The sequence below is a fragment of the Pseudomonas sp. IAC-BECa141 genome (assembly GCF_020544405.1).
Classification (GTDB): Bacteria; Pseudomonadota; Gammaproteobacteria; order Pseudomonadales; family Pseudomonadaceae; genus Aquipseudomonas.
On record NZ_CP065410.1, the window covers coordinates 838,795 to 851,758 of the forward strand.

Consider the following 12,964-nt stretch of genomic DNA (forward strand, 5'->3'; position numbering starts at 1 on the left):
CGATGCCAGGATCTATCAACCGCATCGCCTGGGCGATGTGGGCGTGCGTGGCCGCTCCGGCGGTTGTCGCGGCCCTGGAAGTCGACGATCTCAAGCCCGATTACGCCGACGCCGAAATCGGCGTGGCCACGGCACTGCGCCTGCACGGTGACGATCAGGTCACACAGAAGGCCGTGTATTTCAAAGCCAACCTGGAGGACAACTGGGACGGCGGTTATTACAAGGCCAAGGGTCGCGTACGGTATGACGCCCGCTACGACGGCAACAACCCGTACAGCGAACGCGCCCGGGAAAAGTATCGCTTCGACGCTGACTGGCGGCATCTGTATGTCGGTCATTCGCTGGGCGATGGTGAAGTGACGGTCGGCTGGCAGCAGGTGGTCTGGGGGCGTGCGGATGAACTGCGTGTGCTGGACCAGATCAACCCGTTGGACTATCGCGATGGACTGACCCCGTTGCTTGAGGACAGCCGCATCGCCGTGCCGATGGTGCGCGTGGCGCAGCCTGTGGGCGAGTGGGAGCTGGAAGCGCTGTGGATCACCGACTTCGTCAAGAACCGGCCGCCGGTGGCGGGCAGCGAGTTCGCCGCGCCGCTGTTCGCGGCGCCCGATCCGGAGTATTTCCTGCTTGATTCCAAACCCGGTTATGACGGTGACAAGGGCTATGCCTATGGTCTGAGCGCCAATGGCCGGATCGGTGCGGTGGACACCAGCTTCGTGGCACTGAGCGCACGTCAGCAGGATCCGGTGTATGCCGTCGAAGGCCTGGCCGATGACGGTCGTACGCGTCTTGAACGCCAGTTTCCCCGTTACACCATGGGCGGAGCAGGTCTGGCGATCGACGCCGGTCACAGCATCGTGGTGCGCAGTGAGATTGCCTGGTTCGACAACTGGCGCGTGACCAATCCGACCCGCGCCTACGGTGCCGACAGCACGTCGATGGTCAAGTCGCTGTTGGGCGTCGACTATCTGTGGCGCGACTGGCTGATTTCGGCGCAATGGCAGGAGCAGGTGCTGCTCGACTGGCAGGACGGGATGCTGCAGGACAAGCGCGAGCCGCTGTTCACCCTCTCGGCCGAAGGCACTCACTGGCAGGACCGGCTCAAGAGCCGACTGGTGGCCGCGGCCTCGCCGCCGCTCAAGGACAACGCTTTGCTGCAGGGCATCTTCACCTACAAACCGGTGGACTACATCAAGCTGGGACTGGAAGTGGACGTGTTCTTCGGCAAACCCGACAGGGCCTTCGGCGAGTACAGCAAGCGCGATCAAGTGCGCCTGTCCGCCGGCTATCTGTTTTAACCCCGTGACGCCTGCCTGCCACCGATGGCGCAGGCCCGCATGTACTCATCCGACGAAAAGGGAAATTCCGATGTTGCCGCTTTTGAAAAGTCTGACCGCCACCGCGTTGATCCTCAGTGGCGTCTGCGCCAGCGCTGCCGACGGCAGCAATGCCGATGAAATCATTCGCCAGGTGCGCGATCGCAATGACGGTAAAAGCTTCATGTCCCAGGTGTCGTTGATCCTTCACGACAAGAAGGGCAATACCCGGGTTCGTGAATTCACTTACCTGCAGAAGGACTACCCGGACAGCGACAAATTCAGCATGTATTTCTCGGCGCCGACCGATGTGCGCGACGTCGCGTTCCACATCGAAAACCCGCACGAGACGCTGGGGCTGGAAGACAGCCAGTGGATGTACCTGCCGGTCAGCCGCCAGACCCGCCGGATCTCCACCACCGACAAGCGCGGCTCGTTCATGGGCAGCGAATACTCCTATGCCGACCTGGACAAGATCCGGGTCAAGGATTACTCGCAGACATTGCTGGGAGAAGAGCAGATCAAGGGCCGCGACTGCTACGTGATCGAACGTGAACCGGCGTCCCCGGAAGTGCTGGCCAAGACCGGTTACAACAAACTCAAGGTGTGGATCGACAAGCAGAATTTCCTGGTCATGCGTCAGGACTTCTTCGACGTCAAAGGTGTGCTGATCAAGCAGATGCGCACCCAGAAGGTCGAGACCATCGACGGGATCGACAGCATCGTGCTCAGTGAAACCGAGCACTTCATCGACGGCACGCGCTCGGAAATGCGCTTCAACCAGTTGCAGTACAACGTCCCGCTGGAAGACCGGCTGTTTACCCAGACCGCCATCAAGCGCGGGCTGAAAACCGGTGACCTGCCGGAATTTTCCGTGACTGCCCGCTAAGCGCCGCTCCCGACGACCCTGGAACACATGATCATGGAAAGATACCTGAACTTCGTCGAGCGCCATGCGCGGGCGATCGTTTTCCTGCTGGTGGCGATCACCGCGTATTTCACTTATACGCTGGGCGCGCTGATCTCGGACACCAACCCTTATCTGCTCAAGGACAGCCATCCGGCGCGCAAGACCATCATCGATTTGCAGGGTGAGTTCACCGGCACCTTCGACTCGGTGATGGTGGCGTTGAACAACCCGCAGACGGTCTTCAACAAACAGACGCTCAATGCGTTGTTTTCGATGTCGCAGTCGGTGCGCAAGATGATCCTGGCCAACGACGCCGACAAGGAGCAACTGACGCAAATCGTCGCTCGCTACCCGAATGACAGCCGCGCGCAGCTATTGACCCGGGACATTCTGGAGGACGGTTTTTCCCAGAATGATTACGCTCAGGCCAAGGCCCTGCGCGATCATGCCCAGAGTCAGAACTGGGATGCTCATGATCAGTTGTTCCTGACCTTCCTCGCCGAGCGAATCAACCCGATTCGCGAAATGGCGTCGATGGGCGACCTGGAAAACATCGTGTTGACCGACGATGGCGAGTTGTTGATCCACAAGACCCTCAACGCCTATGACATGGATCCGGCCGTGGTCGAGTCACAGATCATGGGCAACGAACTGATGGTCGACGGCGTGGTGTCGAAGGACAAGAAAGTCGCGATGCTGGTGGCCGAACTCGGTACCAAGCAGGATGACGCCCAGGCGCAATTGCGCGCCTATCAGTTCGTGCGGGGCATCGTCGCGAAGTATCAGGCAGATCATCCGGAGTACAAGGACGAGATTTTCATTGCCGGCATGCCGATCTTCATCGCGGCCCAACAGGAAATCATCGACCATGACCTGGCGGTGCTGTTTCCGATCGTGTTTCTGCTGATCACCCTGCTGCTGATTTTCTTCTTCCGCAAACCGCTGGGCGTGTTGTTGCCGCTGTTCAACATTCTGTTCTGCACCATCTGGACGCTGGGCCTGATGGCGCTGCTGCGGGTGCCGTTCGACCTGTTGACCAGCGTGTTGCCGGTGTTTCTGTTCACCATCTGCTGCTCGGACGCCATCCATGTGATGGCCGAATACTACGAGCAGAAAAACGCCGGCAAGAGCAACCGTGACGCCAACCGCGAGACCCAGCGGCTGATGGTCGTGCCGGTGGTGTTGACCACAGTGACGACCATCGCCACGTTCATGATTTCCACCACCAACAACATCGTCAGCATCCGTAACTTCGGCGTGTTCATGTCCATCGGCCTGACGGCGGCGCTGATCATTTCGTTGCTGCTGATTCCGGCCTGGATCTCCATCTGGGGCAAGGATCAACCAGCGCAAGCCAGGGTCGCTGCGCACAAGGAATCGATCATCTCGCGTTATCTGGTGGCGTTCTGCGCCTGGATGATCCGCTTTCGCAAACCGATTCTCATGGTCATGCTGCCGTTGCTGGCGCTGGCCACCGTGTTCACCTTCCGCGTCGATATCGAAGACTCGGGCATTGCCTATTTCAAACCCGAAAGCCATATCCGCATTTCGGACCAGTTCATCAACCACGCCAACGTCGCGGGTACGGCGCCGGGCTGGATTGCCATCGACAGCAAGGAGCCTCGCGGGGTGCTGACCACGGAGGTGGTGCAGTTCATCGACAAGCTCGACCACTTCATCAAGCAGCAGCCGAACGTGAGTTACGGCTACTCCCTGGCCACTTACGTCAAGCGCATGAACCTGGTGCTCAACGACATGAACCCTGATTACCTGCGCGTTCCCAACGCCATGGAAAAGGTGAGCTCAGTCAATGATGACGGGCAGGTCGAGCAATTCGAAGTGCCAGGCAATTCGCTGATCGAGCAGCACGTGATGCTGTTCGAAAACGGTGGCGGCTCGGACTTGAACAACGTGCTCAACGCCGACTTCTCCAAGGCCTTGACGCTGTACACCATGACCTCGTCGGTCGCCAGTGATTATCAGGGCATGCTCGATCGCCTCGACGCCTGGCTGCTGGTGAACAAACCGGCCAATCTGGAGGTGACGCATGCCGGCACGCCGTTGATCTGGACCGGTGTGTTGCAGGAAATCACCCAGGGCCAGGTACTGAGTTTTTCCCTGGCGTTGCTGGTCGTCACGCTGATGATGATGTACTGGCTCAAGTCGGTGCGGCTGGGCATTCTCGGCATGTTGACCCTGCTGACCACCTCGGTCACGGTCTACGGCTTCATGTTTCTGTTCAAGATCGAGCTGAACATCGGCACGACGCTGGTGACTTTCCTGGTGGTGGGCGTGGTCGATTACGCGGTGCACCTGCTGTCGCGCATCAAATGGCTGGTGCAGCAGGGCATTGAAGTCGACGCGGCGATTCTGCAGGCGATGCACAGCGTCGGTCGCTCGACGGTGATCAACGTGGTGATTTTCTCCGTGGGCTTCATGGCGCTGCTGTTTTCTGACTTCAAGCCGATTGTCGATCTGGGGGCGCTGGTGGCCATGGCGCTGTTCTCCAGCGGGGTCATGACCATCATTCTGGTGACGCTGGTTTCGCCGTGGTTCTTCGGCGCGATTGAGCCGATTGCCCAGCCTGCTCGGGCGCAACGCCTCGACGCAGAGGCAGTACCGGGCTGAAGCCCGATCCGGTTCCGCCTGCCCTGATCCGACAGGCGAACCGGCCCATGCGCCGCAGAAGGGTTTTCAGTTCAGCGTAGCGGCAGGGGTTTTTTCCCCCTGCCGGGCGATGCGCTCGAACTGACATTCCTGTCGAGCCTCGTGGAGGTTGTTTTCAAACGCTTCAAGCCCATCGTACAACTGCTGCAAATCGCCGATCTGGGTCACCAGCTCGGCTTTTTTCCGGGCGATGGCATTCTGTGCCATGTCCCAGGGGAATTCCTCGCCGCGGTAGTTGTTCAGGATGACCTGCAGCTCCTTGAGCTTGAAGCCCAGTTGCTGAGCGCATTTGATGAACGTCAGGACCTCGACGCTTTCCTGACTGTAAATACGGTATTTGCCTTCACGCTTGGGCTCGGGCAACAGGCCGATTTCTTCGTAATGGCGAATGCTTTTGACTGTGGTGCCCGATAGCTGGGCGGCTTTGCCGATATACATAAAGATCCATCTCGATGATAAAACGGGGCGTAGCGTGACCAGGCTCGAGCCTGATCGGCGGGCGATTATAGGGTGAATACCATCGGCAGGTTGCAACTGTGCGTAAATGACGCGCACAGCTGACGGACGGGCTCGTGGGAGAGCCCGTGGAAGGCTGACGGCGTCGGCGGCGCCGTCAGTTGGACAGTCGCGTCAGATTCAGAACGCGGCGCTGGCTCGCGCCTGTTGCAGCCACACGTCGCGCTGCTCCGGTTTGGAGCCGAGCATGGGGCCGAACGTCAGGGTCTTGATCGGTTTGACTCCGCAGAACTCCAGCGTGGTCTTGCGCACCTGGTGCAGGCCCGGCATGCGGTAGAACCATTTGTAGTACCAGTACGGCGTGTCCATGGTCACCAGCAAATGGGCGGTGCGGCCTTTGAGCAGTTTGTCCGGGAAGGCTTTGCCTTCGCGGTACTTGAACGCGAAACCGGGCAGGAAGATGCGGTCCAGAAAGCCTTTCATCAACGCCGGAATCCCGCCCCACCAGATCGGATAGACGAAAGTCAGGTGCTCGGCCCAGGTGATGTCGGCCTGGGCCTGCAGCAGATCGGGTTCCAGCGGCTGAATCTTGTTGTAACCCTCGTGCAGGACCGGGTCGAAATCCAGCGCATCCAGGCGCATCAACCGCACCTCATGCCCGGCGTCCTTGGCCGCCTGAACGTAGGTTTCACTCAGTGCTCCGCAAAAACTGTCGGTGGAGGGGTGTCCCAGAATCACGAGCATTCGTTTGCCCATAGTGTGTACTCCTGAAAAGAAGCTCACAGGATAGAGTCTGCCCCTAGCGGTAGAGTCAAGGCGTCAGAGCATCAAGCAAGGCTTGGGTGTAGGCCGGCAGATGGGCGAAATTTCTTGAACACAGATGCAGTGTCCGTCTGGCCCAGGCATCGTCCAGCGGCACGCAGGCCAATGCGTTCGTCCGGGGCCAGCGCTCAACCGCCACTTTGGGCACGATTGCCAGGCCTGCCCCGCGCACGACCATGCGCATGAGCCCATCGAAGCCATCGGCGCGGATGCGGATCGCCATGCGCTGGCCGATGTGCAGCGCCTGTTCTTCCAGATGAATCGCCAGGGCACTGTCGGCACCCAGCGCCACGTAGTCATGGGCCAGGGTTTCGGCAAAGGTCAGCGAGAGACGCTCTGCCAGCGCATGACCCGGCGGCACGAGCAGTACCAGCGGGTCGTCGCGAAAGACCCGGGTCTGCAAGTCGTGGGTGTCCACGGCGTCGGAGACAATGCCAAGGTCTGCTGCTCCCTGGCGCAAGGCGTGAGTGATGCGGGCGCTGGGCAGTTCCTGCAAGTCGATGTCGAGGTTGGGATGTTCGCGCAGGAAATCCGCCAGCACTTCCGGCAGGTATTCGCTGATGGCCGTGGTGTTGCACAGCAAACGCACCTGGCCTTTCACACCCCGGGCGTATTCGTTCAAGTCCTGCTGCATGCGCTCGGCCTGTTGCAACAGGAGTCGCGCATGTTGCGCCAGGGCCTTGCCGGCCGGCGTCGGTGTAACTCCGCGCCGCCCGCGCTCGAGAAACTCGGTGCCCAACGAAGCTTCCATCGCCCGGATCCGCGCACTGGCCGCTGCCAGCGACAGATGACTGCGGGCGGCGCCGGCGGTGATGTTGCCGCTGTCGAGAATGTGCAGGTACAGGCGCAGGTCGGTGAGGTCGAAGTGCATCGGTGGTGACTCTTGCTGAAAGAGAGGCTGCCTCAGTGTATGACAGATTTTCAGTTCATCCGTGCAGGCGCACAGTATCGCCATGAACGCACTCGCAGATTTCTATCAGAACCTCGGTCTGGCCCTGTCATTGCTGGTGATGGCGACCTTCGTCGTCGCCGGCATGATCAAGGGTGTGATCGGTCTCGGCCTGCCCACCGTCGCCATGGGCCTGCTCGGTCTGGCTATGGCGCCAGCGCAGGCTGCGGCGTTGCTGATCATTCCGGCGACCCTCACCAACGTCTGGCAACTGGCGTTCGGCGGGCATTTGCAGGGGCTGGTGAAACGCTTGTGGCCGATGCTGCTGGCGATCTCTCTCGGCACGGCCATCGGCACCTTGTGGATCGGCATGGCCGGCGGGCATTGGGTGGTGCGCGGGTTGGGCGCGGCGTTGTTGCTCTATGCGCTGAGCGGATTGTTCCTGCCGACGCTGAGTGTCAGTCGCCGCCATGAAACGTGGCTGGGAACGCTGTGTGGCGTGATCACTGGCGTCATCACTTCGGCCACCGGCGTGTTCGTGATTCCCGCCGTGCCGTACATGCAGGCCCTGGGCTTGAGCCGCGATGAACTGGTGCAGGCGCTGGGCCTGTCCTTCACGATTTCGACCCTGGCGCTGGCCGGCGGATTGCTCTGGCGCGGGTCGCTCGGCGGCGCGGAATTGAGTGCTTCGCTGCTGGCGCTGTTCCCTGCCATGCTCGGTATGCTGCTCGGCCAATGGCTGCGCCAGCGCATCAGTGCGGTGCTGTTCAAGCGGGTGTTCTTCATCGGTCTGGGCGCGCTCGGCGCCCATCTGCTGATCAGCGGCTAGCGGACGACGCGCTGAGCATTTCGATCGGGCGGATATCGAAATCCCGCTCCAGATACTCCATGCGATTGGCGAGAAACTGCTGCATGTGCGGCAGGTTCGAGTGCACGTCCAGATGCGCCTGGCTTTCCCAGATCTCGTAGAAGATGAACAGGCTCGGGTCTTCCTTGTCGCGCAGCATGTGGTACTCGATGCAGCCAGGTTCGGCGCGGCTCGGCTCGACGTAAGCGCGGAAAAACGCTTCGAAGGCCTCGGCTTTTTCCGGGCGGGTCTTGGCGTGCAGGATGAAACCCTGGCGTTCGCTCATGGCAAAAAACTCCTCAGATTCAGATGGCGGCCAATCCTACGGCAACAATCGGCATTCGATTCGTGCGTTTTAATCAAATGAATTTTGCGCAACCGATGCTTATTCCGCGCGGGGCGGATCGCTAATCTGCCGCCATTCAATTTTTCCCCTTCTCCATCCAGCGCTCTGCGCTGCGCATCGGAATCCGATCGAGGCTCTCCCATGAAAAAAGTGCTGTTGCTCAATGGCGGTAAAAAATTTGCTCACTCCGACGGTCGCTACAACACCACCCTGCACGAAGCGGCGCTGAGCGTGCTGGATCGCGGCGGTGTCGACGTCAAGACCACCTTCATCGACGAGGGTTACGACATCGCTGAAGAAGTCGCCAAATTCCTCTGGGCCGACGTGATCATTTATCAGATGCCGGGCTGGTGGATGGGCGCGCCGTGGACCGTGAAAAAGTACATCGACGAAGTCTTCACCGAAGGTCACGGCAGCCTCTATGCCAGCGATGGTCGCACCCGTTCCGACGCGTCGCAGAAGTACGGCAGCGGCGGTCTGATCCAGGGCAAGCAGTACATGCTGTCGCTGACCTGGAACGCACCGCAGCAGGCGTTCGATGACCCGACCGACTTCTTCGAAGCCAAAGGCGTGGACGCCGTGTACTTCCCGTTCCACAAGGCCAACGAGTTTCTTGGCATGACCGGCCTGCCGACCTTCCTCTGCGTGGACGTGATGAAACGCCCGAACATTGAAGCGGATGTGGCGCGTTACGAGCAGCATCTGACCGAGGTGTTTGGCCTCAAGGCCTGACGCTCGGCTACTATCGAAGGCCTGAGCTTGCGCAGCAGGCCTTTCGATTCGAGGACACCCGTGAAAGCCAGATCCGATGAGTTGCAGATTTTCGTCTGCGTGATCGAGTGCGGTTCGATCTCCGCCGCTGCCGAGCAGGTCGGGCAGACACCGTCGGCGGTCAGCCGCACGCTGTCGCGGCTGGAAGCCAAGCTCGACACCACGCTGATCAACCGCACCACACGGCGCATGGACCTGACCGAGGAGGGCAAGTATTTCTTCGAACAGGCCAAGCTGATCCTCGACCAGATGGATCAACTCGAAGAACGTCTTTCTTCGCGCCAGCAAACCCCGTCAGGACGACTGCGCATCAACGCCGCGTCGCCGTTCATGCTCCACGCCATCGTGCCGTACATCGACGAATTCCGTCGGTTGTACCCGGACATCCAGCTCGAACTCAACAGCAATGACCTGATCATTGACCTTCTGGAACAAAGCACCGACGTTGCCATCCGCATCGGCCCCCTTGCCGATTCGACATTGCATGCGCGGTCGCTGGGTTGCAGTCCGCTGTTGATCGTCGCCAGTCCCGCGTATCTGGAAAAACACGGCGCGCCGATCGAAGTGGCCGACCTGAGCGACCACACCTTGCTCGGTTTCACCCAGAACGAAGGCCTCAACCAGTGGCCGTTGCGTTACGTGCACGGCGATCGCTGGCCGATTACCCCGGCGATCAGCGCCTCCAGCGGCGAGACGGTTCGGCATCTGGCGCTGGAGGGCCAGGGCATTGCCTGCCTTTCGCATTACATGACCATCGACGACATCCGCGCCGGGCGCCTCAAGATGTTGCTGGCGGAATTCAACAGCGGTTATCGCCAGCCGATCAACGCGGTGTACTACCGCAACTCGCAATTGGCGCTGCGCATCCAGTGCTTCCTGGACTTTATCCAGAGCAAACTGGCGGCTTACGCCAGCGCCGATTTCAAAGGCTGATTCGTGACCCCTGCGCAAGAGTGAATTGGTTGAGGGCGGGTTTTTCCACAGGACCTGCCGATCGATACTCGTTGCATCACTTACTCACGCAGGGAGTTTCCCCATGAACGTATTCGTCACTGGCGCTGCCGGTTTTATCGGCGGCTCCATCGCCACCGGTCTGGTCCAGGCCGGCCACAGCGTCACCGGTCTTGTGCGCAGCGCCGAACAGGCCAATGAGCTGAAAGCACTGGGCATCACCCCGGTGATCGGCACCCTCGACGACAAGGCACTGCTGGCCGAACAGGCCCGCGCCGCCGACGCCGTGATCAACGCCGCCAGCAGCGACCATCGCGGCGCGGTCGAAGCCTTGCTCGATGCCCTGCGCGGTTCGAACAAAGTGTTCCTGCACACCAGCGGTTCGAGCATCGTCGGCGATGCCTCGGGCGGCAAATCCAGCGACGTCATCTACTTCGAAGACAACCTGCCGGAGCCGACCGTCGACAAGGCCGCACGGGTGGCCATCGACAACCTGATCCTCGCGGCAGCGAAGGACGGCGTGAACTCGGCCGTCATCTGCAACACTCTGATCTACGGCCACAGCCTGGGCGTCAATCGCGACAGCGTGCAACTGCCGCGTCTGCTGAAACAGGCACGCAAAAGCGGCGTGGTGCGTCACGTCGGCAGCGGTCAGAACATCTGGTCCAACGTGCACATCGAAGACGTGGTGTCGCTGTACCTGCTGGCCCTGACCAAAAACGTCCCGGGCACCTTCTACTTCGTCGAAAGCGGCGAAGCGTCGTTCATCGACATGACCACCGCCATGGCCGAAGCCTTGAATCTGGGCCAGCCACAAGACTGGCCGCTCAAAGACGCTGAAGCCGAGTGGGGCTATGAAATGGCCAACTACGGCCTCGGCTCCAACAGCCGCGTACGCGGCAAACACGCCCGCGAACTGCTCGGCTGGGTGCCGAAGCGCACGTCGGTGGTTGAATGGATTCGTAACGAAATGGTGTGAGGGTTGATTAAACCCGAGAGGGCTTTGCGACTAACCTGTGAACGGCTGCCTTTGGGCAGCCGTTTGTGTTTTTTGATTTGTCCTGGCATCGGGGCAAATCCCCGGCGCTTTTCAATGTTCAGTGGCATCAGGAGGGGCAAGGATGGTTGAGGCAATCAACCAAGGGCTGAATTGCAATTACGAACCCATGGAGTATTGGGTTCGGCAGGCATTGTGGACTTGAGTGACGATCTCATTTGGCCAGAGAAAGATGCAGAAACTTGCTGTCCTTGAGCTTCAGCTTGCGTTCAATCGATTCAACGCTCTGACCCGTTTCGATGGCTGTCGAACTGGCAATCGCGCGTATCAACGCTTCGGCAGTGAGCTTTTTGGGGCGGCGGCGCGAAGCAGTCATGGCAGGAACTCGATAGAAAGCGTCTGCCGAGTATAGCGCCTGGATTGATGTTGAAAACCTTGTGGTCTGGGCAAACCTTCAGCCGGGTCATGAAAATCCTACCCCGCGATTTTCATTATTCACGACAAGACATATCCAAAAACGACAACCCTTATCCCTCCACGAAAATTACTTTCACTTCGTTTGAAAACTCGATCTCGAAATGATTTATGAGTTTCACAACCCATTCGAACGTGACCCTTTCGAGGAGTACCGCATGACACCGTCCTTCGGCTATTGGCTGCTGGTGTACGCCGCCGTTGCCATCATCGCCCTGATCGTTCTGATCGCCCGTTACCGGCTCAATCCGTTCATTGTCATCACCCTGATTTCCATCGGCCTGGCGCTGGTGGCGGGGATGCCGCCGTCCGGCGTGGTGGGGGCGTATGAGGCCGGGGTGGGCAAGACGCTGGGGCATATTGCGCTGGTGGTGGCGCTGGGGACGATGCTCGGCAAGATGATGGCCGAGTCCGGTGGCGCCGAGCAGATGGCGCGCACGTTGATCGAACGCTTTGGCGAAAAGAACGCACACTGGGCGATGGTGTGCATCGCGTTTCTGGTGGGTCTGCCGCTGTTTTTCGAAGTCGGTTTCGTGTTGCTGGTGCCGATTGCCTTTACTGTGGCGCGGCGGGTCGGCGTGTCGATCCTGATGGTCGGTTTGCCGATGGTTGCCGGTCTTTCCGTGGTGCATGCGCTGGTGCCGCCGCACCCGGCGGCGATGCTGGCGGTGCAGGCCTATCAGGCGTCGGTCGGGCAGACCTTGCTGTACGCGATTGCCATCGGCATTCCGACGGCGATCATTGCCGGTCCCCTGTACGCCAAATTCATCGTGCCGCGCATTCAGTTGCCGGCGGATAACCCGCTGGAAAAACAATTCCTCGAACGCGAGCCCCGCGACAGCCTGCCGGGTTTCGGCATCACCATGGCGACCATTCTGTTGCCGGTGGTGCTGATGCTGATCGGCGGCTGGGCCAATCTGATTTCCACGCCGGGCAGCGGCTTCAATCAGTTCCTGCTGTTCATCGGCAACTCGGTGATCGCGCTGTTGCTGGCGACGCTGTTGAGTTTCTGGACGCTCGGCATTGCACAGGGCTTCAACCGGGAATCGATCCTCAAATTCACCAACGAATGCCTGGCACCGACCGCCAGCATCACCTTGCTGGTGGGCGCCGGTGGCGGTCTGAACCGGATTCTCGTGGACGCCGGCGTTACCGATCAGATCGTCGGCCTGGCTCACGAATTTCACCTGTCGCCGCTGATCATGGGCTGGTTGTTCGCCGCGCTGATGCGCATCGCCACCGGTTCGGCCACCGTTGCGATGACCACGGCTTCCGGCGTGGTCGCGCCAGTGGCCATCGGTCTGGGTTATCCACACCCGGAACTGCTGGTGCTGGCGACCGGTGCGGGCTCGGTTATCTTTTCCCACGTCAACGACGGCGGCTTCTGGTTGATCAAGGAATACTTCAACATGACGGTGGCCCAGACGTTCAAGACCTGGACGGTGCTGGAAACCCTGATCTCGGTAGTCGCTTTCGCCCTGACCGTCGGTCTTTCTTACCTGCTGTAGTCGGAGTTTT

At 60.1% G+C, this 12,964-nt stretch carries 13 protein-coding genes; 8 read left to right on the forward strand and 5 right to left on the reverse strand.

The window, feature by feature from the left end; all coding sequences use genetic code 11:
• Window positions 1-2: 2 nt before the first annotated feature.
• From I5961_RS03670 to I5961_RS03680, 3 genes are all read left to right on the forward strand, one after another.
• Window positions 3-1,298, forward strand: coding sequence for a DUF1302 family protein (locus tag I5961_RS03670; protein ID WP_085702402.1), 1,296 nt, complete (start codon window positions 3-5; stop codon window positions 1,296-1,298).
• 70 nt (window positions 1,299-1,368) lie between these two features.
• Window positions 1,369-2,205 (forward strand): outer membrane lipoprotein-sorting protein, encoded by an 837-nt coding sequence (locus I5961_RS03675; protein ID WP_085701346.1) that lies wholly within the window; start codon window positions 1,369-1,371, stop codon window positions 2,203-2,205.
• Between the two features lie 33 nt (window positions 2,206-2,238).
• The gene (locus tag I5961_RS03680) at window positions 2,239-4,854 is read left to right on the forward strand and encodes an efflux RND transporter permease subunit (RefSeq protein WP_227234388.1); all 2,616 of its coding nucleotides are present in this window, start codon (window positions 2,239-2,241) and stop codon (window positions 4,852-4,854) included.
• A 66-nt stretch (window positions 4,855-4,920) separates the two neighbouring features.
• On the opposite strand, the gene I5961_RS03685 is transcribed toward I5961_RS03680, so the two are convergent.
• From I5961_RS03685 to I5961_RS03695, 3 genes are all read right to left on the reverse strand, one after another.
• Complete coding sequence (locus I5961_RS03685; protein ID WP_085685536.1) at window positions 4,921-5,331, reverse strand: MerR family transcriptional regulator; 411 nt, start codon at window positions 5,329-5,331, stop codon at window positions 4,921-4,923.
• Window positions 5,332-5,529: 198 nt separating this feature from the next.
• The gene (locus tag I5961_RS03690) at window positions 5,530-6,105 is read right to left on the reverse strand and encodes an NAD(P)H-dependent oxidoreductase (protein WP_085701347.1); all 576 of its coding nucleotides are present in this window, start codon (window positions 6,103-6,105) and stop codon (window positions 5,530-5,532) included.
• A gap of 55 nt (window positions 6,106-6,160) precedes the next feature.
• Window positions 6,161-7,042 carry a LysR substrate-binding domain-containing protein gene (locus I5961_RS03695; RefSeq protein ID WP_085701348.1) on the reverse strand — a complete coding sequence of 294 codons (882 nt, stop codon included), beginning with the start codon at window positions 7,040-7,042 and terminating at the stop codon, window positions 6,161-6,163.
• Window positions 7,043-7,124: 82 nt separating this feature from the next.
• Here I5961_RS03695 and I5961_RS03700 point away from each other — a divergent pair, with 82 nt between their 5' ends.
• Window positions 7,125-7,889 carry a sulfite exporter TauE/SafE family protein gene (locus tag I5961_RS03700; RefSeq protein WP_227234390.1) on the forward strand — a complete coding sequence of 255 codons (765 nt, stop codon included), beginning with the start codon at window positions 7,125-7,127 and terminating at the stop codon, window positions 7,887-7,889.
• Here I5961_RS03700 and I5961_RS03705 read toward each other — a convergent pair.
• The gene (locus I5961_RS03705; protein WP_065261059.1) at window positions 7,879-8,193 is read right to left on the reverse strand and encodes a putative quinol monooxygenase; all 315 of its coding nucleotides are present in this window, start codon (window positions 8,191-8,193) and stop codon (window positions 7,879-7,881) included. The two genes, I5961_RS03700 and I5961_RS03705, sit on opposite strands and share 11 nt — an antisense overlap.
• A 201-nt stretch (window positions 8,194-8,394) precedes the next feature.
• On the opposite strand from I5961_RS03705, the gene I5961_RS03710 reads away from it, so the two are divergent.
• The 3 genes from I5961_RS03710 (at window position 8,395) to I5961_RS03720 (ending at window position 10,954) form a co-directional block, all read left to right on the forward strand.
• The gene (locus I5961_RS03710; protein ID WP_085701350.1) at window positions 8,395-8,985 is read left to right on the forward strand and encodes an NAD(P)H-dependent oxidoreductase; all 591 of its coding nucleotides are present in this window, start codon (window positions 8,395-8,397) and stop codon (window positions 8,983-8,985) included.
• 60 nt (window positions 8,986-9,045) lie between these two features.
• Entirely contained in the window at window positions 9,046-9,957 is a 912-nt protein-coding gene (locus I5961_RS03715; protein ID WP_227234391.1) for a LysR substrate-binding domain-containing protein, read from the forward strand.
• A 103-nt stretch (window positions 9,958-10,060) separates the two neighbouring features.
• Window positions 10,061-10,954: an NAD-dependent epimerase/dehydratase family protein gene (locus I5961_RS03720; protein ID WP_085702405.1), complete on the forward strand. Its 894-nt coding sequence runs from the start codon at window positions 10,061-10,063 to the stop codon at window positions 10,952-10,954.
• Window positions 10,955-11,186: 232 nt separating this feature from the next.
• On the opposite strand, the gene I5961_RS03725 is transcribed toward I5961_RS03720, so the two are convergent.
• Window positions 11,187-11,348, reverse strand: a complete 162-nt coding sequence (locus tag I5961_RS03725; RefSeq protein ID WP_170929807.1) for a hypothetical protein — start codon at window positions 11,346-11,348, stop codon at window positions 11,187-11,189.
• A 256-nt stretch (window positions 11,349-11,604) separates the two neighbouring features.
• Here I5961_RS03725 and I5961_RS03730 point away from each other — a divergent pair, with 256 nt between their 5' ends.
• Entirely contained in the window at window positions 11,605-12,954 is a 1,350-nt protein-coding gene (locus I5961_RS03730) for a GntP family permease (RefSeq protein WP_085608174.1), read from the forward strand.
• Window positions 12,955-12,964: the final 10 nt, after the last annotated feature.

Excerpts from the sequence above, each read along its gene's own strand:
- I5961_RS03670 (WP_085702402.1), top strand. The coding sequence starts at position 3 with ATGCCAGGATCTATCAACCGCATCGCCTGGGCGATGTGGGCGTGCGTG.
- I5961_RS03675 (WP_085701346.1), top strand. The coding sequence starts at position 1,369 with ATGTTGCCGCTTTTGAAAAGTCTGACCGCCACCGCGTTGATCCTCAGT.
- I5961_RS03680 (WP_227234388.1), top strand. The coding sequence starts at position 2,239 with ATGGAAAGATACCTGAACTTCGTCGAGCGCCATGCGCGGGCGATCGTT.
- I5961_RS03685 (WP_085685536.1), bottom strand. The coding sequence starts at position 5,331 with ATGTATATCGGCAAAGCCGCCCAGCTATCGGGCACCACAGTCAAAAGC.
- I5961_RS03690 (WP_085701347.1), bottom strand. The coding sequence starts at position 6,105 with ATGGGCAAACGAATGCTCGTGATTCTGGGACACCCCTCCACCGACAGT.
- I5961_RS03695 (WP_085701348.1), bottom strand. The coding sequence starts at position 7,042 with ATGCACTTCGACCTCACCGACCTGCGCCTGTACCTGCACATTCTCGAC.
- I5961_RS03700 (WP_227234390.1), top strand. The coding sequence starts at position 7,125 with ATGAACGCACTCGCAGATTTCTATCAGAACCTCGGTCTGGCCCTGTCA.
- I5961_RS03705 (WP_065261059.1), bottom strand. The coding sequence starts at position 8,193 with ATGAGCGAACGCCAGGGTTTCATCCTGCACGCCAAGACCCGCCCGGAA.
- I5961_RS03710 (WP_085701350.1), top strand. The coding sequence starts at position 8,395 with ATGAAAAAAGTGCTGTTGCTCAATGGCGGTAAAAAATTTGCTCACTCC.
- I5961_RS03720 (WP_085702405.1), top strand. The coding sequence starts at position 10,061 with ATGAACGTATTCGTCACTGGCGCTGCCGGTTTTATCGGCGGCTCCATC.
- I5961_RS03725 (WP_170929807.1), bottom strand. The coding sequence starts at position 11,348 with ATGACTGCTTCGCGCCGCCGCCCCAAAAAGCTCACTGCCGAAGCGTTG.
- I5961_RS03730 (WP_085608174.1), top strand. The coding sequence starts at position 11,605 with ATGACACCGTCCTTCGGCTATTGGCTGCTGGTGTACGCCGCCGTTGCC.